This window comes from Litchfieldella xinjiangensis (genome assembly GCF_000759345.1).
Classification (GTDB): domain Bacteria; phylum Pseudomonadota; class Gammaproteobacteria; order Pseudomonadales; family Halomonadaceae; genus Litchfieldella_A; species Litchfieldella_A xinjiangensis.
Window position 1 is genome coordinate 1,402,944 of record NZ_JPZL01000001.1, and the last position, 21,304, is coordinate 1,424,247.

General features: G+C 63.5%; 18 protein-coding genes and 2 tRNA genes. 7 read left to right on the plus strand and 13 right to left on the minus strand.

Annotation, left to right across the window (positions count from 1 at the left end; translation table 11 throughout):
- Positions 1-36 precede the first annotated feature (36 nt).
- On the minus strand, positions 37-921 hold the full coding sequence (dapA, locus tag JH15_RS06535; protein WP_043528147.1) for a 4-hydroxy-tetrahydrodipicolinate synthase: 885 nt from the start codon (positions 919-921) through the stop codon (positions 37-39).
- Between the two features lie 184 nt (positions 922-1,105).
- Between dapA and JH15_RS06540 the strand changes: the two genes are divergently transcribed.
- The gene (locus JH15_RS06540; RefSeq protein WP_043528148.1) at positions 1,106-1,579 is read left to right on the plus strand and encodes a peroxiredoxin; all 474 of its coding nucleotides are present in this window, start codon (positions 1,106-1,108) and stop codon (positions 1,577-1,579) included.
- A gap of 3 nt (positions 1,580-1,582) precedes the next feature.
- On the opposite strand, the gene JH15_RS06545 is transcribed toward JH15_RS06540, so the two are convergent.
- Together JH15_RS06545 and JH15_RS06550 are read right to left on the minus strand one after the other, a co-directional pair.
- On the minus strand, positions 1,583-2,683 hold the full coding sequence (locus tag JH15_RS06545) for an AI-2E family transporter (RefSeq protein WP_043528150.1): 1,101 nt from the start codon (positions 2,681-2,683) through the stop codon (positions 1,583-1,585).
- Positions 2,680-2,928 (minus strand): sulfurtransferase TusA family protein, encoded by a 249-nt coding sequence (locus tag JH15_RS06550; protein WP_043528152.1) that lies wholly within the window; start codon positions 2,926-2,928, stop codon positions 2,680-2,682. The genes JH15_RS06545 and JH15_RS06550 overlap by 4 nt, the downstream gene beginning before the upstream one ends.
- Positions 2,929-3,051: 123 nt before the next feature.
- On the opposite strand from JH15_RS06550, the gene JH15_RS06555 reads away from it, so the two are divergent.
- The gene (locus tag JH15_RS06555; RefSeq protein WP_043528153.1) at positions 3,052-4,503 is read left to right on the plus strand and encodes a M48 family metalloprotease; all 1,452 of its coding nucleotides are present in this window, start codon (positions 3,052-3,054) and stop codon (positions 4,501-4,503) included.
- 284 nt (positions 4,504-4,787) lie between these two features.
- Here the strand turns inward: JH15_RS06555 and nadA are convergent, their stop codons facing one another.
- The 8 genes from nadA to purL form a co-directional block, all read right to left on the minus strand.
- Positions 4,788-5,816 carry a quinolinate synthase NadA gene (gene nadA / locus JH15_RS06560; protein ID WP_043528156.1) on the minus strand — a complete coding sequence of 343 codons (1,029 nt, stop codon included), beginning with the start codon at positions 5,814-5,816 and terminating at the stop codon, positions 4,788-4,790.
- Between the two features lie 216 nt (positions 5,817-6,032).
- A tRNA-Lys gene (locus JH15_RS06565) sits at positions 6,033-6,108 on the minus strand.
- Between the two features lie 36 nt (positions 6,109-6,144).
- Positions 6,145-6,220 (minus strand) — tRNA-Lys (locus tag JH15_RS06570).
- 235 nt (positions 6,221-6,455) lie between these two features.
- Entirely contained in the window at positions 6,456-7,313 is an 858-nt protein-coding gene (gene rluB / locus JH15_RS06575; RefSeq protein WP_043528158.1) for a 23S rRNA pseudouridine(2605) synthase RluB, read from the minus strand.
- Positions 7,310-8,158: an SMC-Scp complex subunit ScpB gene (gene scpB, locus JH15_RS06580; RefSeq protein ID WP_231566376.1), complete on the minus strand. Its 849-nt coding sequence runs from the start codon at positions 8,156-8,158 to the stop codon at positions 7,310-7,312. The genes rluB and scpB overlap by 4 nt, the downstream gene beginning before the upstream one ends.
- Positions 8,142-9,089 (minus strand): segregation and condensation protein A, encoded by a 948-nt coding sequence (locus JH15_RS06585; RefSeq protein WP_052383924.1) that lies wholly within the window; start codon positions 9,087-9,089, stop codon positions 8,142-8,144. Before JH15_RS06585 ends, scpB begins: the two co-directional genes overlap by 17 nt.
- 92 nt (positions 9,090-9,181) lie before the next feature.
- Entirely contained in the window at positions 9,182-11,062 is a 1,881-nt protein-coding gene (radD, locus tag JH15_RS06590) for a DNA repair helicase RadD (RefSeq protein ID WP_081948920.1), read from the minus strand.
- Positions 11,062-14,997, minus strand: a complete 3,936-nt coding sequence (gene purL / locus JH15_RS06595; RefSeq protein ID WP_043528160.1) for a phosphoribosylformylglycinamidine synthase — start codon at positions 14,995-14,997, stop codon at positions 11,062-11,064. Before purL ends, radD begins: the two co-directional genes overlap by 1 nt.
- Positions 14,998-15,165: 168 nt before the next feature.
- Here purL and mltF point away from each other — a divergent pair, with 168 nt between their 5' ends.
- Positions 15,166-16,632, plus strand: a complete 1,467-nt coding sequence (mltF, locus tag JH15_RS06600; protein WP_043528162.1) for a membrane-bound lytic murein transglycosylase MltF — start codon at positions 15,166-15,168, stop codon at positions 16,630-16,632.
- Between the two features lie 20 nt (positions 16,633-16,652).
- On the opposite strand, the gene tadA is transcribed toward mltF, so the two are convergent.
- Positions 16,653-17,156 (minus strand): tRNA adenosine(34) deaminase TadA, encoded by a 504-nt coding sequence (gene tadA / locus JH15_RS06605; RefSeq protein WP_043528164.1) that lies wholly within the window; start codon positions 17,154-17,156, stop codon positions 16,653-16,655.
- Positions 17,157-17,251: 95 nt separating this feature from the next.
- Here tadA and JH15_RS06610 point away from each other — a divergent pair, with 95 nt between their 5' ends.
- Complete coding sequence (locus JH15_RS06610) at positions 17,252-18,064, plus strand: acyl-CoA thioesterase (RefSeq protein WP_043528166.1); 813 nt, start codon at positions 17,252-17,254, stop codon at positions 18,062-18,064.
- Between the two features lie 157 nt (positions 18,065-18,221).
- Here the strand turns inward: JH15_RS06610 and JH15_RS06615 are convergent, their stop codons facing one another.
- Positions 18,222-18,959: a TSUP family transporter gene (locus JH15_RS06615; protein ID WP_043528168.1), complete on the minus strand. Its 738-nt coding sequence runs from the start codon at positions 18,957-18,959 to the stop codon at positions 18,222-18,224.
- Positions 18,960-19,091: 132 nt separating this feature from the next.
- Here JH15_RS06615 and JH15_RS06620 point away from each other — a divergent pair, with 132 nt between their 5' ends.
- The 3 genes from JH15_RS06620 to JH15_RS06630 all read left to right on the plus strand — a co-directional run bounded on the left by JH15_RS06620 (position 19,092) and on the right by JH15_RS06630 (position 21,274).
- A complete protein-coding gene (locus tag JH15_RS06620; RefSeq protein ID WP_043528170.1) occupies positions 19,092-19,793 on the plus strand; it encodes an AzlC family ABC transporter permease in 702 nt (233 codons plus the stop codon).
- Positions 19,772-20,119 (plus strand): AzlD domain-containing protein, encoded by a 348-nt coding sequence (locus JH15_RS06625; RefSeq protein WP_043528173.1) that lies wholly within the window; start codon positions 19,772-19,774, stop codon positions 20,117-20,119. Before JH15_RS06620 ends, JH15_RS06625 begins: the two co-directional genes overlap by 22 nt.
- Positions 20,120-20,203: 84 nt before the next feature.
- Entirely contained in the window at positions 20,204-21,274 is a 1,071-nt protein-coding gene (locus JH15_RS06630; RefSeq protein ID WP_043528175.1) for a patatin-like phospholipase family protein, read from the plus strand.
- Positions 21,275-21,304: the final 30 nt, after the last annotated feature.

Here is a 21,304-nt window from a genome sequence, read left to right on the forward strand (position 1 = left end):
CACCTTGAGTCGTCTTAACACGGTTCGAATTCGAGCTCAGCCTTCGATCACGCCTGCCAGCTGCAGGGCCTCGTCCACGGTCGTATGGTATTTCTCCGATAGCCAGGTAAGCGGCAGTCGAATGCCCCGGTCGGCATAGCCCATACGGTTGAGGGCCCACTTGACCGGCATCGGATTCGATTCGATGCCCAGCCCCGTATGCAACGGCATCAGCCGGGTGTTGATCTGGTGGGCGGTCTCGGCATCGCCGGCAATCGCAGCCACGCATAGCTCGTGCATGGAGCGCGGCGCCACGTTGGCGGTCACGGAAATATCGCCATGGCCACCCATCAGCATGAAGTCACAGGCGGTGGCATCGTCACCCGAATAGAGCATGAAACCGCTGCCCTTGAGCCGATCGACGAGTTCCTCGGCACGCTCGAGGTTGCCGGTGGCATCCTTGAGTCCGACGATATTGTCGATCTCGGCCAGGCGGAAAACGGTCTCGTTGTAGAGATCCGAACAGGTACGTCCCGGCACGTTGTAGAGGATAATGGGCAGGTCCGCCCCCTCGGCTACCGCCTTGAAGTGCTGGTAGAGCCCTTCCTGGGTCGGCTTGTTGTAGTAGGGGCATACCGACAGGCAGTAATCCGCGCCCACTTCGGTGGCATAGCGCGCCAGCTCGACCGCCTCGGAGGTTGCGTTGGCACCGGTACCGGCGATCACCGGGATTCGGCCGGCGACTTCTTCGACCACGGTGCGGATCACATCGAAGTGTTCAGCGAACGACATGGTCGTGGGCTCGCCCGTGGTGCCGGCGGCGACGATGCCATCGGTGCCGTTCTCGAGATGGAAATTCACCAGACGCCGCAGCGCCTCCCAGTCGATTTCGCCGGAGGCTTTCATCGGTGTCGCCAGGGCGACAATGCTGCCTGTGATCATGCTGCGGGTCCTCTTGATCTCATAGTGCCCTCAAGGCAATGCTGCCAGGGGGCTAAATGGTACTCAGGCGACGAAAGCCTGTACAGCAACCAGTGACGTTGCCGCGTGTCGCTTTACAGCGCACCGCGACTTACGTGTAATCGGAAACCCTCACACCCCGCCCCAACAGCTGCAGGAGCATTGCATGAGCGCCACCATTGGCCAGCCCATCCCCGACTTCACCGCCGAAGCGACCGGCGGCAACCCCGTTAGCCTTTCGCAGTTCCGGGGCCAGCAGGTAGTGGTCTATTTCTACCCCAAGGCGAGCACGCCGGGATGCACGACCGAAGGCGGTGATTTTCGCGACCGCAAGGCCGACTTCGAGGCCGCCAACACCGTGATACTGGGCGTGTCCCGAGATGGCATTCGCGCCCAGGAGAACTTCAAGGCCAAGCAGGACTTCAACTTCGAACTGATCTCGGACAAGAACGAGACGCTATGCCGCCTGTTCGACGTGATCAAGCTCAAGAAGCTGTACGGGAAGGAACACCTGGGCATCGAACGCAGTACCTTCCTGATCGACAAGGACGGCAACCTGGCCCGGGAGTGGCGCAAGGTCAAGGTTCCGGGCCATGTCGACGAGGTACTCGAGGCCGCCCGTGAGCTGGACGCCGGTTGAGCCTCACTCTTCTGCCAGCGCCTCCACCGTCTGGCGCTCGCCATGGACACGAATACTGCGTGGCCAGGCCTGAACCAGCGCCTTGAGCAGCGTAGCCAGGGGGATCGCGAAGAAGATCCCCCAGAAGCCCCAGATTCCACCGAAGAACAGCACCGCCACGATGATCGATACCGGATGCAGATTGACCGCCTCGGAAAACAGGATCGGGACCAGTACATTGCCGTCCAGCGCCTGGATGATGGCGTAGGCCACCAGCACGTAGACGAACTGGTCACTGATGCCGAAATGGAAGCCGGCCACGGCGGCTACCGGCAGCGTGGCGACTGCCGCGCCGATGTACGGCACCAGTACCGACAGTCCCACCAGCAATGCCAGCAGCGCGGAATAAGGCAGCCCGAACATCACGAACGTCACGAAGGCGACGCTACCGACAATGATGATCTCGATGAACTTGCCGCGAATGTAGTTGGCGATCTGGTCATCCATCTCGTTCCAGACCCGGCTCATCAGGGTGCGCTTCTGGGGCAACAACGATAAGGTGAAATCGATCAGCCGCTGGCTATCCTTGAGCATGAAGAACACCAGGATCGGCACCAGCACAAGGTAGATGATCACGGCCATGATACTGCCCAGCGAGGCCAACGAGAGTGTCAGGGCCCGCTGGCCGAGTTGGGTGACTTCACGACCGGCCATGGCGATCCAACCCTGGATCTGGTCGGGCGTGATCAGGTTCGGGTAGCTCGCCTGAAGGTCATCGAGCAGCATCTGCCCGCTGGCAAACATCCGCGGCGTCTCCTGCACCAGATTGACCATCTGGTCCCAGATCAACGGCATGACGATGAACGCCATGGCCAGGACCAGGCCGATGAATCCCAGGAAGACGAAGATGACCGAAGGCAGGTGGGGAAGGCCACGACGCCCGAGCCAATTGACGGCACCCTGCAACAGGAACGCAAAGACCAGCGCGGTGAAGAACGGCGCCAGCATGCGTCCCAGCCAGATCACCACGGCGAAGCCGAGGATCAGAACCACCAGCAGGATGACCGCCTCTTCATCGGAAAAATAACGGTCGACCCATTCCTTGAAAATGGCGTTCAGTTTCATGCCTCTGGTTCTCCGCCCTTGCGGAGCCAATAATGGTAGACATCGCCCCGCTCTTCACGAGCCGGCATCTCATGGGCGCTTTGATCGATGAATGTCTCGAAGTCGCGCCAGGAACCACCATCGGTCGACAGGACCTCGAGTACCTGGCCCGCCGACAGCCGGGACAGGGCCTGCTTAGCCTTCAATAGCGGCAGCGGGCAGGGAAGACCACGTGCATCGAGCACATCGTCAGGTTGCAGTGCCATGCGAACTCCCGGGAAAATGACGAACTGGAGCCAGGTATCGCTGGCGTCGATAACCACGAATTTAAAGGCACTTTGACCCCTGAATCAATGTCAGAGATGGGTCCGGCCCCAACGAGGCAGCACATGCGACATCCCCTGAGAACCTGGCTGATGGCCGCCATTCTGGCATTCACGCTCCCCGTGGCGACGCCCACTCTCGCCGTCGAGGATTTCGACCTGCCGCGTCTGGGCGCGGGCAACAGCGTCTCCGGCAATGAAGAACTTCGCCTCGGGCGTGCCTGGCTACGCCAGTTTCGCGCTCGCGCGCCAGCCTGGCAGGATCCCATCGCCCAGGATTACGTGGAATCGCTGGTCGGGCGGTTACTGCCACATAGCGGCCTTGGCGATACGCGTCCCATCGTCACCCTGGTCGATAGCCGCATGCTCAACGCCTTCGCCGTACCCGGCGGGGTCATGGGCGTCAATTCGGGCCTGTTCGCCTTCGCTTCCGACGAAGCCTCGCTGGCTTCGGTGCTCGCCCACGAACTCGGCCACCTGTCGCAAAACCACTATGCACGCCGCATGGCGCGTGCCGAGGAGACCCAGATTCCCGCCATGGCTGCGATGCTGGCTGGAATGCTGATCGCCGCCGGTGGCGGTGGCGAAGCGGGTATTGGTGTGGCGATGGGCTCCCAGGCCGCCTTCCTCCAGGATCAGTTGGCCTATTCAAGGCGTTTCGAGCAGGAAGCCGATCGTATCGGCCTGCAGACCCTGGCCCAGGCTGGCTACGACCCCGACGCCATGGTCGATATGTTTCGCGCCATGCAGCGCATGGCAGCCCTGCAAGGCGGCAACCCCCCCGAGTTCCTGCTCACCCACCCGGTCACCGAGTCGCGCGTCACCGATGCCGACGCCCGCGCCAGCCAGATAAGCGTCAGCCGGCCCCGCCCGGAGGAGCCACAGTACGATTTGATTCGTGCCCGCGCCTTGCTCGACTTGAATCGCAGCAATCCCGAACGGGCCCTGGCTCGCCTGACCGAGGGTGACCCGGCCGACGTGGCCGAGCGTTATTTGAAGGCACTGATCGCCGCCGAACGCGGCCAGACCGAGGCTGCCCTGGCGCACCTCGACGCATTGGCCGATACGCTGCCCGACTTGCCGATGATCGCGACCTCTGCCGCGGAGGTCGCCTTCGATGCCGGCGATCATGCGGCCACCCTGGAGCGCACCCAGCGCCTGCTGCGCCTGTTCCCCGATTATCTGCCGGCCCGTCGGCTACGAGCAGAAGCCCTGCTGCATCATGACCCCGCCCAGGCCTATCAGGCCCTTCGCGAATTGACCGACCGGCGCCCCGAGGATCCCACCCTGTTTGCCCTGTTGGCTGAAGCGGCCGGACGTAGCGGCCAGGAAGCGTGGGGGCACCTGGCCCGGGCCGAGCACATGCAGCTAACCGGGCGCATCGATAGCGCGATACGCCAATTGGAAGTGGCCAAGCAGGTGGCGCAGAACAGTAGCGACAGCACCGCTCTGGCACGCATCGAGCAGCGCCGCGAGGCCTTTCTGGGCTATCGAGAGACGATGGAGAAATTTCGCTGATTGATCAGCAATAACGGGCTGGATACTGGCGAGCCCCGGCACTTACCACTACATTGCCGGGTGAGAGATACGTACTGCATCCGCCACGTTTAGAGAAAAGGAGTTTCTCATGAATCGGATCATTTACCTGATTGGCTTGATCGTCGTGGTACTCGCCATTCTGGCCTTCCTCGGCGTATTGTAATCAGACACCCCAATATCCAGGCGCGACATCGGCGCCTCCCGATAACCTCGGGAGGCGCCGTTTCGTTGAGACGCATGTAATGTCGGAAATGCCTGGCCCGTCAGGCCTGGAAATTGAGCATGCGCTCCAGTGGCTTCAGTGCTCGTTGGCGCAGCTCGCTATCGACCACGACCTCCCCTACGCCCTCACGCAGCGCACCCGCCAGATTATCCAATGCATTCATGGCCATCCACGGGCAGTGTGCACAGCTTCGACATGTCGCCCCGTTACCGGCAGTGGGCGCCTCGAACAATTGCTTCTCCGGCACGGCCTGCTGCATCTTGAAGAAGATGCCCCGGTCGGTGGCCACGATCAGTCGCGCATGGGGCAACTCCCGGGCCGCCTTGATCAACTGCGAGGTGGAGCCGGCCACGTCGGCCATGTCGACCACCGCAGCCGGCGATTCGGGATGAACCAATACCGCAGCGTCCGGATGCAGCGCCTTGAGGTCAGCGATGCCCTTGGCCTTGAACTCCTCGTGAACGATGCAAGCACCGTCCCACAGCAGCATGTCCGCCCCTGTCTTCTTCTGGATGTAGCCACCCAGGTGCTTGTCCGGCGCCCACAGGATCTTTTCGCCCCGCGCCTGCAGATGCTCGATGACATCGACGGCGATCGACGAAGTCACGACCCAGTCGGCACGTGCCTTGACCGCTGCCGAGGTATTGGCATAGACGACGACGGTCCGGTCGGGATGTTGGTCGCAGAAGGCGCTGAATTCGTCGGCAGGACATCCCACATCGAGTGAGCAGGTCGCCTCCAGTGTCGGCATCAGTACGCGCTTCTCGGGGGACAGGATCTTGGCGGTCTCGCCCATGAACCTGACACCGGCCACCACCAGGGTCGAGGCCTCGTGTCGGGCGCCGAAGCGAGCCATTTCCAAGGAGTCGGCCACGCAGCCCCCCGTCTCCTCCGCCAGTTGCTGGATGGCATCGTCGGTATAGTAATGCGCGACAAGGACGGCATTGTGGGCTTTCAACAACTGCTTTATTTCATCGACGCGCGCCTCGTCCTCGACGGGAATCCGCGTCGGGCAGTACGCACGGGCCAGGTGCTCGCGCACCTCGGCTCGGGAGGTCATGACGGTCATCGTGTCTACCACTGTGACGGCAGGGGCTCCCCCTGCAGTTTCCAGATGCGCCGGCGTATGGGCTCTCTGCCCACGGCGACGCGACTGTCGTCGCTGCTCGGCTCCCGGGCAACGACCGCCCCATTCTAGACCACAATCGTCCCCGATGGCTCCCCAAGCGGACTTGATGCCAACGAAAACGCCCCATCTCCGAGGAGATGGGGCGCTTCTGAATACTGGTGGGTCGTGTAGGATTCGAACCTACGACCAATTGGTTAAAAGCCAACTGCTCTACCAACTGAGCTAACGACCCAGGGCGCTGGTTACGCTCCAGCATCGGCGGCGAGATTGGTGGGTCGTGTAGGATTCGAACCTACGACCAATTGGTTAAAAGCCAACTGCTCTACCAACTGAGCTAACGACCCGCCGCCTTGCCTGTCGAGAAAGGCACTTCAATTTCCCCTCCCGACAGGGCGCACATAGTACTTAGAACGCTTATGCCTGGCAAGCCCTTTTTAAACCGATGCGGCGATAGGTACTGAGAAATAGGCGAGCAGTATCAAGCACAAGGCGCACGAAGCGCAGGAACCGGAGCGTATGAGGTATACGTGAGGATTCCGAGCATCGCGCAACACAGTGATTGAGCTGCGCAGCCATTGATCAGGGCTTGCGCGGCGTTTTGGGCTTACGCATGGTCTGCACAGGCCGCCGCTTGTTCTTGTCGCGGCTCCAGCGATTCTTCTCGTCAGGCGTCAGCTCGGGCACCTTGCGCTTTTCCAGCCCGGCCAGCCCCGACAGGTCGTCGATCTCGTCCTGGGTCAGTTCGGTCCACTCCCCGGCCTTGGCCCGCTTGTCGAGGAAGATGTTGCCGTAGCGCACGCGCTTGAGGCGACTGACGGTGAGTCCCTGGGATTCCCACAGGCGACGCACCTCGCGGTTGCGTCCTTCCAGAATGACCACGTGGAACCAGGTATTGATACCTTCACCGCCGAACTCCTGCACGTCGGTGAACCGCGCCGGGCCATCATCGAGCATGACGCCTTCGACCATGGCCACGATGTGCTCCTTGCGGACCTCGCCCATCACCCGCACGGCGTATTCGCGCTCGACCTGCGTCGAGGGGTGCATCAGGCGGTTGGCCAGCTCACCGTCGGTGGTGAACAGCAACAGGCCGCTGGTATTGATGTCCAGGCGCCCGATGGCTATCCAGCGCTCGCCCTTGAGCCTGGGAAGACGCTCGAATACGGTGCGCCGCCCTTCGGGATCCTTGCGCGTGCACAATTCGCCTTCCGGCTTGTTGTACATGATCACGCGGCGTGACGCCTCCTCGGCCGCCCGCAGGGTCACCGGGCGCTCGTCGAAGGTTACCTTGTCATGCATCTCGATCCGGTCGCCCAGGGTGGCGACTTGGCCATTGACCTTGACGCGCCCGGCAGTGATGGCGGTTTCCATCTCGCGGCGCGAGCCCAACCCGGCGCGTGCCAGGACCTTCTGCAGTTTTTCGCTGGTAGTACTCATGAGTCGTCAGACATCTCATCGTGGGGTGTGTCCGCGTCCGCGGGTCCGTCGTTCTCGACGCTCCCGCGGGCACGTTCGGCCAGGCGCGCTTCCAAATCGGCAAAGCTCAGCCCGGGCCGGTCGGACGCCTTCTCGGCGTGGTGTTCGTCAGCGGCCGGTTGTACCGCCGCCTGTCGTTCGGTTGGCGGATCGTGCGATTCCACCGGTTCATTGCTGGCTGCGGCCGTCTCGCCCGCTTCGGGATCGTGTCCTGGGGGCGAGACGTCGTCCTGGAACACCGCTGGCCAGTCGTCGAAGTTCTTCAATTCATGCATCGGTGGCAAGGCATCGAGCGTCTTGAGACCGAAATCGTCGAGGAATTGGCGCGTGGTGGCATAGACCGACGGCCGCCCCGGCACGTCGCGCTGGCCTACCACACGAATCCAGCCACGCTCGGCCAGGGTGCGCATGATCGAGCTACTCACCGCCACACCGCGCACTTCCTCGATATCGCCCCGTGTGACGGGCTGACGGTAGGCAATCAGCGCCAGCGTCTCGAGCAGTGCCCGCGAATAACGCTGGGGACGCTCGTCCCACAAGCGCGAGACCCAGGGCGAGAGCCGCTGACGAATGCGCAACTGATAACCAGAGGCGGTTTCGACCAGTTCCAGGGCGCCGTGTTCCATGCGTTGGCCCAATCGCTCCAGCGCCTCGCGAAAATCGCGGCGCGCGGGACGCTCGTGATCGTCGAACAAGGCCTCAAGGCGATCCTGCGACAGAGGTTCGCCCGCCGCCAGCAGGGCCGCTTCGAGTATCTCGTCCAGCTGATTGGCCGGTTCGTTCAGGAACTCAGACGTCTTCGCCACCGGGGTCAGCCTCCGTCACCGCTTCAGGCCCATCATCGAAGGCGCTCTCCCCCCAAGCCTCGCTGTGGTCATCTTCGTCCTCGGCGTAGGCCGACGTCTCGCCGCCAAGCCGGGCTCGCACATGTATCGGCGAGAGCGGGGCATTCTGAACGATCTCGATCATGGCCTCCTTGGCCAGTTCGAGAATCGCCATGAAGGTCACCACCACGCCGGCCTTCCCCTCCTCGAGGGTAAACAGCGCTTCGAACGGCGTGTAGTGCTCATGCGTCAGCCGCGACATGATGGCCAGCATGCGCTCCCGGGTGGAGAGCACCTCACGACTGATCTGATGCGACTGGGTCAGTTCGGCACGACGCAGGATACCCGACAGCGCCCGCAGCAGTTCGTCGAGCTCCACGTCGGGATGCACGACCCGGGTCTCGAGATCGGGGAGTGCGGCCTGTGCGGAAAACCAATCACGGCCCATGCGCGGCAACTCACCCAGCGACTCGGCCGCCAGCTTGAGCTGCTCATATTCCTGCAGCCGGCGAATCAGCTCGGCCCGGGGATCGTTCTCCTCATCCTCGGCGTCACCCTTGGGAGGACGCGGCAGCAGGGTACGCGACTTGATCTCGGCCAGCATCGCCGCCATCAGCAAGTACTCGCCGGCGAGCTCGATCTCCATGGCCTTCATCAGTTCGACGTACTCGATGTACTGATGGGTAATGGCTGCCACGTCGATGGCCAGGATATCCAGATTCTGACGCCGAATCAGATACAGCAACAGATCCAGCGGCCCCTCGAACGCCTCGAGAAAGACCCGCAGCGCCTCGGGGGGGATATATAGATCCTCGGGCAACTGGGTGATCGGCTCGTCGAACAGACGCGCCAAGGCCGCCGCCTGCTGGGACGCAGGGGCATCGGCAACGACGGTCGTCGACAGCTCGCTCACGCGTGGCCTAGCCTCCTGCTGAGAATATCAAATCGATCGCGCAGTCTAGCAAGACTCGGCCCTGACAGTCAGCCGCTTCTCACACGTACCGATCACGGCTGATCGCCGGCCTGAGCTGCGGTGCGGTAGCGTCCGGTGTAGTCGAATAGCTTCTCGCGTATTTGCCAGTGTCGGCCCACCTTGCGCCCGATGACGAAATCCGGCGCGCGCAGGCGAGCCTGCTGGTCGATCACCGCCTTGGGCGAGTCCGGCCGCCAGGGGATGCCCGGGGCACGCAGGTGATCGCGCAGGAACACGGCAGCGAAGGCGGCACGCTGGGGCGGGGTCTCCAGCGCAAACCATTCGACCAGTGTGGCACCGTCCTCGTCATGGTAGGTGGCCTTGAGTCGTTCGAGGCCACGGCCGTTATGGGTCGCCTCCAGCTGCATGCCGCTGACCCGCAAAACCCGGGCATCCTTCAAGCGCAGGGCATCGCGCAGCTTGTCGTCGGCATCCACCAGCCGCGCCTGGCAGCCGTGGCATTGGCGGGCGGCGATATCGTTCTCGGCCCCGCACTGCTCGCAGGTCTTGAAGCGAAAACGAAAATCGCATTGTTTGAGGTTACGCGCCCCCGACGCCGCGCCTTGCGGGGTATCTTCTACGAGCCCATGACAGCGACGCCCAAAATGCTCGATGACCACGTCACCATCACGCTTGCCCCAGAACAGGTTGGCATGGCCACAGGCCGGGCATTCGACCTGGACCGGCTCTGAGTCGGAGTCAGGCCGTGGGCTACCCACTTCGGGGGCGTAGAGATCCCAGGGATTCCCCGCATAATCGAGGACCAGGCAATCGCGCTTGCCCGGCGCGAGACGCAGGCCCCGCCCGACGATCTGTTGATACAGGCTCACCGACTCGGTGGGCCGCAGGATCGCAATCAGATCGACATGCGGGGCATCGAAACCGGTGGTCAGGACCGCCACGTTGACCAGGTACTTGAGCCGCTCGGCCTTGAAGTCGGCGATGATCCGCTGGCGCTCCCGCGACGGGGTCTCGCCAGTGATCAGCGCCGTCTCCGCCGCAGGCAGGTACCCCACGATCTCCTCGGCATGCAGCACGGTAGCGGCGAATATCATCACCCCGCGACGCTCACGCGCCCGTTCGACGATTTCCGCAACGATGCCCGGCGTGACACGCTGGCCGCTGGCCGCACGGTTGAGCTCGGCCTCGCTGAACAGGCCACGGGTCGAGGGCACCAGCGTCGAGAAGTCGTAGCGTTCCACCGCCACATCGATGCGCCGGGGTTCGGCAAGATAGCCCTGCTTGACCATCAGGCGCAGCGGTTGCTCGAACACGCAGTCGGCAAATACGCTATCGGCCTCGCCGCGTACCATGCCGCGGTGATGGCGGTGGTAAATGAAGCCCTGCCCCAGGCGATACGGGGTGGCGGTCAACCCCAGCACCTTGAGCCGGGGGTTCTGCTGACGCAAATGCTCGATCACCTGGCGATAGCTCGAATCCTGCTCCAGCGAGACCCGGTGGCACTCGTCGATGACCAGCAGCGTGAAGGCGCCCCGCTGCGCTTCCTCGGCGGTGAAAGCCTCGAGATTACGGACCACCGACTGCACCGAACCGAACACCACCTGCCGGCCGCTCTCCTTGCGCCCCAGGCCGGCACTGAAGATATCCGCCTCGAGCCCGTAGGCCTGGTACTTGCCATGGTTCTGTTCCACCAGCTCGCGCACATGGGCCAGCACCAGCACCCGCCCCCGGGCCAGCCGCGCCAGCTCGGCGATTACCAGCGACTTGCCGCTGCCGGTGGGCAGCACCACCACGGCCGCCTCGTCACTGGCCCGGAAATGCTCGACCACCCGGGCCACGGCCTGCTGCTGGTAGGGGCGCAGCGAGGGCGCCGATGGGCGCTCAGCCCCGTCTGGAGACGACGAAGGCGACCCGAGGGTCGCCTTCGTTGCTGCCTCTGACCGCTGGGGCATCAACCCACCCACTTGCGCGCATTGCGGAAGATGCGCAGCCAGGCCCCGTCCTGGGTCCACTGAGTGGGGCGCCAGGAGTTGGTCACCGCACGCGTTACCCGCTCCGGATGCGGCATCATCACCGTGACACGCCCGTCCGGGGTGGTCAGGCCGGTAATCCCCGACGGCGAACCGTTGGGGTTGGCCGGGTAACGGCTGGTGACGAGGCCATAGTTGTCGATATAGCGCAGCGCAATCTGTGAACTGCCCTGCATGGTGCGTAGATGTCCGGCATCGCGGAACTCGGCACGCCCCTCGCCATGGGCGACGGCGATCGGCAGGCGCGACCCCTGCATGTCCTGCAGCAGGATCGACGGGCTCTGCTCGACCTGAACCATCGCCACCCGCGCCTCGAACTGCTCGGATTCGTTGCGCACAAAGCGCGGCCAGTTCTCGGCACCGGGGATCATTTCCTTGAGCTGCGAGAACATCTGGCAACCGTTGCATACCCCCAGGGCGAAGCTGTCGTCACGCGCGAAGAAGGTGGCGAACTGCTCGCGGGCACGCGGATTGAACAGCACCGACTTGGCCCAGCCACCGCCGGCGCCGAGCACGTCACCGTAGGAGAAACCGCCACAGGCCACCATGCCCTTGAATTCATCGAGCGACACGCGTCCTTCGAGAATGTCGCTCATGTGCACGTCGACGCTTTCGAAACCGGCACGATCGAACGCCCACGCCATTTCCATCTGGCCATTGACGCCCTGCTCGCGCAGGATGGCCACGGCAGGCCGCGCCAGGTTGACGAACGGCGCAGCGATATCCTCATCGACATCGAAGGTAGCATGTGCCGAAAGGCCCGGATCTCGATCGTCAAGCAACCCATCGAACTCGCTCTTGGCAGACTCGGGATTGTCGCGCAGCGCCTGCAGGCGATAGCTGGTCTCGGACCAGGTGCGCTGGGTCAGCATGCGCGTGGTCTCGAGCAGCGGTTCCTCGAATAGCGTGACGCGGACCTGATCGTCATAGCGCGGGCGGGCGATGACGCCGCAGGTGTCGATGCCCGCGGCGGCGAACTGCGCCAGCACGAACTCGGTATCGGCACGATTGACCTGAATCACCGCACCCAATTCCTCGGCAAAGAGCGCATCGACCGCCTCGTGAACCTCGTCGATCAGCCAGTCTAGCTTGATCTCGAGCCCGGCATGAGCGGCAAAGGCCATCTCCAGCAGCGTGACCAGCAAACCGCCGTCGCTGCGGTCATGGTAGGCCAGCAGCTTGCCATCGGCGTTGAGCCCCTGGATCACGCTGAAGAACGCCTTGAGGTCCTCGGCATCGTCGAGATCGGGACACTCGCTGCCAACCTGGCCATAGACCTGAGCGAGTGCCGAACCGCCCAGGCGATTCTTGCCGCCGCCCAGATCGATCAGGATCAAGTCGCTCTCATCCTGCTCGAGGTTGATCTGTGGGGTCAGGGTACGCAGCGCATCGGTCACCGGCGCAAAGCCAGTGATGGCCAGGGTCAGCGGCGCGGTGACGCTTTTTTGCTCGTCGCCGTCCTGCCAGACGGTGCGCATCGACATCGAGTCCTTGCCGACCGGGATGGCGATCCCCAACGCCGGACACAGCTCCATGCCCACGGCTTCCACGGCATCGAACAGCGCCTGGTTCTCGCCGACATGGTCGGCGGCACTCATCCAGTTGGCCGAGAGCTTGATGTCCGAGAGCTTGGCGACCGGCGCGGCCGCCAGGTTGGTGATGGCCTCGGCGACGGCCAGCCGTGCGCTGGCGGCGGGATCGATCAACGCCACCGGGGGCCTCTCGCCCATGGCCATGGCTTCGCCGGCATGAGTGTCGTAACTGGCGGTAGTCACCGCCACGTCGGCCACCGGGACCTGCCAGGGACCGACCATCTGGTCGCGCGCGACCTGGCCGGTGATCGAGCGGTCACCGATGGTGATCAGGAAGCTCTTCGAGGCCACCGCGGGCAGGCGCAACACGCGATCCAGCGCTTCGCGCAGATCGAGATTGTCCAACCCTACCCCCGGCAGGTCGAGTTGATGACGCTCGAACTCGCGCTGCATCTTGGGCGGCTTGCCGAACAGGACGCTCATCGGCAGGTCGACGGGCTGGGTATCGAAATGCCCGTCGCGGACCTCGAGGTGATGCGCCTCGGTGGCTTCGCCCACCACGGCAAACGGACAGCGCTCACGGGCGCATAGGGCCTCGAAGGTGTCGAGGTCCTCCGCCGCCACGGCCAGCACGTACCGCTCCTGGGCTTCGTTGCACCAGATTTCCAGCGGACTCATGCCCGGTTCGGCATTGGGCACGTTGCGCAACTCGAAGACACCGCCGCGCTTGCCGTCCTTGACCAGCTCGGGCAAGGCATTGGAGAGCCCGCCGGCGCCCACGTCATGAATGAAGCGTATGGGGTTGGCCTCGCCCAACGCCCAGCAGCGGTCGATGACTTCCTGGGCTCGGCGCTCCATTTCGGGGTTCTCGCGCTGCACCGAGGCAAAGTCCAGATCCTCGCTGGAACTGCCCGAGGCCATCGACGACGCCGCACCGCCGCCCAGGCCGATCAACATGGCCGGGCCACCCATCACGATCAGCTTGCCACCGACGGGGATCTCGCCCTTGGCCACATGGCCGTCGCGGATATTGCCATAGCCGCCGGCGATCATGATCGGCTTGTGGTAACCGCGGCGCTCGATGCCATCGGCACTCACCGCATCCTGCTCGAAGGTACGGAAGTAGCCGGTGAGATTGGGCCGGCCGAATTCGTTATTGAAGCTGGCCCCGCCGATCGGCCCTTCGAGCATGATCTCCAGCGCACTGACGATGCGTTCGGGCTTGCCATAATCGAAGGCTTCCCACGGCTGGACGAACTCGGGGATACGCAGGTTGGAGACATTGAAGCCGGTCAGCCCGGCCTTGGGCTTGCCACCGATGCCGGTCGCACCCTCGTCGCGAATTTCTCCGCCGGCGCCGGTGCCGGCCCCGGGATGCGGGGCGATCGCCGTGGGGTGGTTGTGGGTCTCTACCTTCATCAGGATGTGGATCGGCTCATCCTGGGTGGCGTACGTCGCCTTTTCGCCCGCCTTGCCGGTCAGCGGCGCAGGAAAGAAACGTCCTGCACGGCTGCCTTCGATCACCGCCGCATTGTCGCTGTAAGCCGAGAGGATGCCCTCGGGAGACGCCTGGTAGGTATTCTTGATCATGCCGAACAGGGAGTGCGGCTGGGCCTCGCCGTCGATGATCCAAACGGCGTTGAAGATCTTGTGGCGACAATGCTCCGAATTGGCCTGGGCGAACATCATCAGCTCGACGTCACTGGGATTGCGCGACAGGCCCTGGAAGGCATCGACCAGGTAGTCGATCTCGTCCTCGGCCAGTGCCAGGCCGAGTTCGGTATTGGCCCGTTCGAGGGCAAGGCGCCCGCCTTCGAGAATATCCACCTGTCCCAGCGGCGCCGGGTCATGACGGGAAAACAGCTTCGCGGCATCCGACGCGTTGGCGAGTACCGATTCGGTCATCCGATCGTGCAATGTCGCAACGATGGCCTCGAAGGCGTCCTCGGACAGCGCGCCGGACAGTTTGACCCGGTAGGCAATGCCACGCTCGATACGGCGCACCCGCTGAAGACCGCAATTACGAGCGATGTCGGTGGCCTTGGAGGACCAGGGCGACTGTGTGCCCAGCCGCGGCACCACCAGGAACAGGTGCCCTTCACGTCCCACGGGCGCGTCCTGATCGGCTGCGTCCGCCGCGGTGCCGTAATCGAGCAGTTGGGTCAGGACGTCATGCTCGTCACCGGACAACTCGCCATCGTGATCGACGAAATGAACGTAGTCGGCATGCAGTGTTTCGACCTCGGGCACATGCGCACGCAGGGCAGTCAGCAGCTTGGCATGACGGAAAGCGGAAAGGGCGGGCGCGCCTCGCAGTTCGAGCATGTCGGTTGAGCCTCTGAGAAAGCGGGGAAACGGGGGCCGCAGCCGGCGGCAATGAGGGCATATGATACTGGAAAAGCGCGGATGGGGCGAAGCCCGTACCCAAGCGTTGGATGACACCACGCGCCTCCCCAGTTAAGGTGAGTCGTCTCATCGTGATCGCGTCCTACCATGCCCAAGGCCTTGTTTCGCCACCTCCATCGCTATCGAAGGTGGTATACCCTGCTATTGTCTGCGCTGGTGTTGGCGCTGATTCCGCATCGTCAGACGCCACCGCGAGGGGAGCATCTGGATGCGATTCGCAGCCGCGACTTCATCGCCGTGTTCACGCGCAATACGCCCACCACCTATTACGAAGGGCGCCATGGCCCCACCGGCTTCGAATACGAACTGATTCGACGCTTCGCCGACCATCTCGGCGTCAGTCTGTCGATGGACACCAGCCGCAACATCCAGGGCGTGATCGACGCGGTACGCAGTGGCGAAGGCGACCTCGGCGCCGCTGCGCTGCCCCTGGACCCCACCGTGCCCGGTGTCTCATTCACCCAGACAATCCTCGAATTGCAGCCACTGGTGGTCTATCGACGAGGGTTGCCGCCCTTTCGCGAGCCCAGGGACTTGCTGGGGCGCAACATCGGCGTGCTGCAGGGCTCCGGGGCGAGCCTGATCCTGCGCGAACTCCAGGCCGAGCTGCCCGAGCTCAGCTGGAAAGAAGCGGCCGATCTGGAAATCGCCGACCTGCTGCAGCGCGTCGAGAACGGCAACCTCGACGCTGCCGTGGTCTATACCCACCAGTTCAAGCTCAACCGGCTGTTCTTCCCCGGCGTGGAAGATGGCTTCGCGTTCGGTGAGCCGCTATCGATGGCCTGGGCGGTGCCCTCGTCACAAGGGTTGGATCTGCTTGAGGCGGCCAACGACTTTCTCGACGGGCTACGCGAGGACGGCACCCTGGCGGAACTGATCGAGCGCTACTTCGGGCATGACGACTATCTCGAATATGTCGGCGCACGTCTGTTCATCCATCACGTCCATGAAAAGCTTCCCCAATACGCCCACCTGTTCCGGGCCGCTGCCCGCGATACCGGGTTCGACTGGAAGCTGCTTGCCGCGGTGGGCTATCAGGAATCCCACTGGGACCCACGAGCGACCTCACCGACCGGGGTGCGCGGTTTGATGATGCTGACCAACCCCACCGCGGCCGAAATGGGCGTCGAGAATCGCCTCGATCCGGCCCAGAGCATCGATGGCGGTGCGCGCTACCTGCGTCAGCTCATGGATCGCCTGCAGGAGGAAATCACGGGTGAGGATCGTCTATGGATGGCATTGGCAGCCTACAACGTGGGCCTCGGGCACCTGTACGACGCCCAGAAGCTGGCCGAAATGCAGGGCGGCGATCCTTATGTGTGGGCCGATGTGCGCGAGGCCCTGCCCCTGCTGCAGAAGCGCGAATGGTACAGCCAGACGCGCCATGGCTATGCGCGCGGCGGCGAACCGGTCATCTACGTACGCAACATTCGCCGGTACTACGAGGTGCTCAACTACGTCGACCGCAGCCAGCAACAATTCTTCCAGTTGAATCAGCGCGCCCCGGATGCCGATGACGACAGCCTATTCGATACCGTGCCCCCCGTTCTCTGAACGGCGTTCAGTCACGTGCGCTAATCGCCCGGTTCACTCGCCTCGCCCTGGCCTTGATCTGACCTAACGGCGCCGCGCCGCGTGGTGAAGAACTCACGCAGCAAACGCCGGGCCTGGGTCGCCAGCAGGCCACGCTCGACGTTGACCTGGTGGTTGTGCCAAGGCTGGGCGAAGAGGTTGGCACGCGACTCGACCATGCCGGTCTTGGGCTCGGCGGCGCCATAGACCAGCCGCGCCAGGCGAGCGTGAATGATCGCCCCGGCGCACATCATGCAGGGTTCCAGCGTCACGTAGAGGGTGCACCCCTCGAGCCGGTAATTGCCCAGCCGCAGGGCGGCGTCGCGCAACGCGCGTATCTCTGCATGGGCAGAGGGATCACGCTCACCCACCGGCGCGTTGAAGCCGCTCCCGACGATCTTGCCAGACGCATCGACCACCACGGCCCCCACCGGCACCTCGCCGGCCGCTTCGGCAAGGCGCGCCTGATCGAGTGCCCGATGCATGTAATACTCGTCGCTGCGCATGCTGCTGCCCCTCGGGTATGCTAGGGAAAATCTGAAACAAGCGTATGACACGGACTGTGTCGCTACCCTCTGCCGTCCACTCAAGGAGTAACCCCATGACACGAGCCCTGGATGACCTCGTGGCCCTGCTGGGCCTGGAAATGATCGAGGAAAATCTGTTTCGAGGCCATAGCCAGGATCTGGGCTTCCCCCAATTGTTCGGCGGCCAGGTGCTGGGCCAGGCCTTGTCGGCCGCCAGTCAGACCGTGATCCCCGAGCGCCGGGTGCACTCGCTGCACGGCTATTTCCTGCGCCCGGGCGATGCCAAGCGGCCCGTGGTCTATCAGGTCGATACCGTGCGCGACGGCGGCAGCTTCACGACCCGCCGGGTCACTGCCATCCAGAAGGGCAAACCCATCTTCTTCTGCAGCGCCTCGTTCCATGGCGAGGAAGCCGGCCACTACCACCAGCGTGCCATGCCCGGCCTCGACGATCCCGAACGGCTGATTGCCGATGGCGCGAACGTGGAGAGCTTCGAGGGTCATCCTATCGAGTTTCTGCACTTGCCGGACGAACACGGCGATGGCAGTTCACCCCGCAAGCGGCTGTGGTTCCGCCTGGCCGGAGAATTGCCTGCCGATCCTGCCCTCAATCGCTACCTGTTGGCCTACAGCTCCGACTTTAACCTGCTGACCACATCGCTGGTGCCCCATGGTATCCGCTTCGGCAATCCCCGCCTGCAGATTGCCAGCCTCGACCATTCGCTGTGGTTTCATCAGGACGTGCAGGTCAACGACTGGCTGCTCTATGACATGGACAGCCCCTGGGCCGGTGGGGCGCGCGGCTTCGCCCGCGGCAGCATCTACGACCGGGCAGGCCACCTGGTGGCCTCAAGCGCCCAGGAGGGGCTGACAAGGGTCCATGCCTGAACAAAAATCAGAGACCATCGGTGCCGTGGCGGCTGGCTGGACATGCAAATTGTCTTCCCTGCCTGGCGGAGACGCCTGGCCAGGTCCGTCTTGTCGGCCCCGCGCTCGGCAAGCCACCTGCGCTCGGTGCCCCGCGAGCGGCTGGGCTGAGCGCGGGTCAGCTCAGCAGCCAGACCCCTTGAAGGAAATAGAACGTGCCGATGACGGTCACGATCCAGCGGGTCCAGGCGCGGAAGTTGGCGTCGGTCAGTCGTCGCAAGATGGCATTACCGGTATGCGTACCGAAAATGGCCAGCGGCAGCGCAAGCAGCACCACGCCCCACTGCCCGAGGCTCAACGCCGCCGCTGCGCCCAGGTAGAAGACAATCTTGATGGCATGCGAGATGACCTGGACCGCCGCCTTGGTGGCCACGATTTGCCGGCGATCCATGGCCGTGCGAATGAAGAACAGATCGATGGTCGGCCCCGACACACCGGCGGCGATGGTCAACCCGCCGGCCACCAGACCACAGACGAACGCATGGCTCGCCCGCGAGGCGTCGAAATGGAACCAGGCCTTGGGCATCCACACCAGCAACGGCATCAGCCCGATCAGAAGCGATACCACAGCGGTATTGGGTGAGTAATTGACCCATGCCAGCCCCAGCGCGGCGAGCGCCCCGCCACTCGCTATGATCGTGACAATACGAAAATCGATGTAGTGTCGCGAAAACCAGGCACGCGAAGCATTGGCGCATAGCTGGATTACCCCGTGCACGACGATCGCCGAGGTGGCCGGAAGCGCCAGCAGCAGAAACCACAGCAGAACCAGCCCACCCGCCATGCCAAAGACACCCGACAGGGCCGACGTCAGGAAAACGACCACGAAAAAGGCACTGGCAACGAATAACGACACGCGACGGACGCTCCATGGGCGAGCCAGCTGCTCGCTGAAAAAGCGCGCATTGTAACACTGTCGACAATGGGGGCATTACAGCCTTGAGGTAACGCGTTAGACTTTAGCGTCCCCTTATTCATTAGTGATCTTATGCGCGCCGTTATGCAGGGCCTGCTGGCCAGCCTGTCCATCATGGCGGGCTATATACCGATCGCCATTTCGTTCGGCTTGGCGGCCATCGAGGCCGGCCTTTCCCCAGGTCTCATCATGCTGGTTTCTGTCGTGGTCTACGCCGGTGCCAGCCAGTTCGTGCTGATCGCGCTGCTGGCCTCGGGCGCCGGGCTGCTGAGTGCAGTACCTACAGTGCTCATGATGAATGCCCGCCACCTGTTCTATGGCCCGGCCCTGCTGACCCAGCTCAGAGATTCACAGAGGCGGCTTCCCTCCCCGCTCCTGGCCTTCGGGCTGACCGACGAGGTCTTCGCCACCGCGCTGAGCAAGGTCCAGCACATCGCACCTGCAGCTCGGGAACCGTGGTTCTTCGGCTTGCAGCTGGGCGCGTATGGCGCCTGGTTGGGTGGCACCCTGCTGGGAACCCGACTGGGCGATACCATCGCCACAGCGCCGCGCTTCGTTGAGGCCAGCATGACGTTCATCCTTCCTGCATTGTTCTTCGCACTGCTATTGGATGTAGGCATGAAGCAATGGCGAGGCACCCTGTTGGCAACCACGCTGGCGACGCTGGCCCTGCTGCTGGTTCTTCCCAGCCACCATGCGCTGGCCCTGGGTATGCTGGCCGGGGCCCTCTACTCATTGCCAGGAGGCCAGCGATGCTCTCTCGGCTCGACCTGATCGTGCTGTTGTGCGGGCTGGGGACGTTCCTGCTGCGATGGCTACCCGTCTGGCATGCCCGTCGTGAGCGACAACAGCGCCCCCCGCCCGTGGTATTGCAACGCCTGCTTCGTGCCATCGGCCCGGCTGCCATCACCTCGCTGCTGGTCGTATCGTTATGGCCGATCGTCACCCAACCAGAGAATGGAGCCCCGATACTGGCCGTCGGTCTGGCTCTGCTTGTCATGGTGATCGTCAAGCGATTCAAGGGCGGCATCGCACTGCCAACCCTGCTGGGCGCCGCCACCTATGGCGGAGCGCTTCATTTCCTTGCAGGCCCGATCTAACGGCGACAGGCCACTGCCCTGTCTACACTCAGTGAAGCGCCCACCTGGGCGGCAAACCCGAGCGGACACGCAGCAAGGAGTCCCATGCCTTCTCGAACTCCCATCAAGCGTATCGACGTGGCCCTGCAGGGGGGCGGTTCTCACGGCGCCTTCACCTGGGGCGTATTGGACAGGTTGCTCGAAGACGAGCGGCTCGAGATCGGCGGTCTCAGCGGCACCAGCGCTGGCGCCATGAATGCCGTGGTGCTGGCCAACGGCTGGGCCCAGAACGGGCGCCAAGGGGCACGCGAGGCCCTCGACGCCTTCTGGCGCGATGTCGGCAAGGCCGGTGATGGCCGCTTTGCCGGCGACAACCTGCTTCAGTTGCTGTTCGGCCATTGGACGCCAGGACTCAAGCCCGTCTACCGCTTCATGGATGCCGTGTCGCGCCTGGTCTCGCCCTACCAGACCAATCCGTTCGACGTGAATCCCTTACGCAACATCCTCGAGCGTCACGTGGACTTCGAGCGGCTGCGAGGCTTCGAGGCGATTCGCCTGTTCGTCAGCGCCACGAACGTGCATTCCGGGCAGCAGCGCATCTTTCGCAACGCCGAAATGACCCGCGACATGGTCATGGCCTCGGCCTGCCTGCCGGTGCTGTTCCAGGCGGTGGAGATCGATGGCGAAGCGTATTGGGATGGCGGCTACAGCAGCAATCCCTCGCTGTTGCCGTTGATCCGCGAAAGTCCTCCCGGCGACTTGATGCTGGTCCAGATCAACCCGCGCGAACGCGCAGGCGTGCCGCGCCTGGCCCACGAGATCGTCAATCGCATCAACGAGATCAGCTTCAACAACAGCCTGCAGCAGGAACTGCGCACCGTGGCCATGATCAAGCGCCTACTCGACGAAGAGCGCGAAGCCGGACACGACTATCAAGCCGAACTGTTCCAGAAGATCGGTGACCTGCATCTACACCGCATCGAAGCCACCAAGGAGATGGATGCCTTCGAGGCCATCACCCGCCTGGATGCGCGCATGGATTTCCTGCAGCGACTGCATGACATCGGGTTCCAGGCGGCGGATCGCTGGCTGAACGAACATTTCGTCGATGTGGGGCGGCGCTCGACCGTGGACCTGTTCGGTGAATACTGCGACGATCTCCAGCCAGTGAAATAAGGCAGGAGCCCTCCCGTTGGGTACCCTAGG

What these genes read in the sequence shown, in the direction of transcription:
- purL (WP_043528160.1), bottom strand. Translation starts at nt 14,997, where the DNA reads ATGCTCGAACTGCGAGGCGCGCCCGCCCTTTCCGCTTTCCGTCATGCC.
- JH15_RS06550 (WP_043528152.1), bottom strand. Translation starts at nt 2,928, where the DNA reads ATGGCACTGCAACCTGACGATGTGCTCGATGCACGTGGTCTTCCCTGC.
- JH15_RS06545 (WP_043528150.1), bottom strand. Translation starts at nt 2,683, where the DNA reads ATGAAACTGAACGCCATTTTCAAGGAATGGGTCGACCGTTATTTTTCC.
- JH15_RS06555 (WP_043528153.1), top strand. Translation starts at nt 3,052, where the DNA reads ATGCGACATCCCCTGAGAACCTGGCTGATGGCCGCCATTCTGGCATTC.
- dapA (WP_043528147.1), bottom strand. Translation starts at nt 921, where the DNA reads ATGATCACAGGCAGCATTGTCGCCCTGGCGACACCGATGAAAGCCTCC.
- nadA (WP_043528156.1), bottom strand. Translation starts at nt 5,816, where the DNA reads ATGACCGTCATGACCTCCCGAGCCGAGGTGCGCGAGCACCTGGCCCGT.
- radD (WP_081948920.1), bottom strand. Translation starts at nt 11,062, where the DNA reads ATGCCCCAGCGGTCAGAGGCAGCAACGAAGGCGACCCTCGGGTCGCCT.
- JH15_RS06620 (WP_043528170.1), top strand. Translation starts at nt 19,092, where the DNA reads ATGCGCGCCGTTATGCAGGGCCTGCTGGCCAGCCTGTCCATCATGGCG.
- JH15_RS06630 (WP_043528175.1), top strand. Translation starts at nt 20,204, where the DNA reads ATGCCTTCTCGAACTCCCATCAAGCGTATCGACGTGGCCCTGCAGGGG.
- JH15_RS06540 (WP_043528148.1), top strand. Translation starts at nt 1,106, where the DNA reads ATGAGCGCCACCATTGGCCAGCCCATCCCCGACTTCACCGCCGAAGCG.
- JH15_RS06610 (WP_043528166.1), top strand. Translation starts at nt 17,252, where the DNA reads ATGACACGAGCCCTGGATGACCTCGTGGCCCTGCTGGGCCTGGAAATG.
- rluB (WP_043528158.1), bottom strand. Translation starts at nt 7,313, where the DNA reads ATGAGTACTACCAGCGAAAAACTGCAGAAGGTCCTGGCACGCGCCGGG.
- JH15_RS06625 (WP_043528173.1), top strand. Translation starts at nt 19,772, where the DNA reads ATGCTCTCTCGGCTCGACCTGATCGTGCTGTTGTGCGGGCTGGGGACG.
- mltF (WP_043528162.1), top strand. Translation starts at nt 15,166, where the DNA reads ATGCCCAAGGCCTTGTTTCGCCACCTCCATCGCTATCGAAGGTGGTAT.
- tadA (WP_043528164.1), bottom strand. Translation starts at nt 17,156, where the DNA reads ATGCGCAGCGACGAGTATTACATGCATCGGGCACTCGATCAGGCGCGC.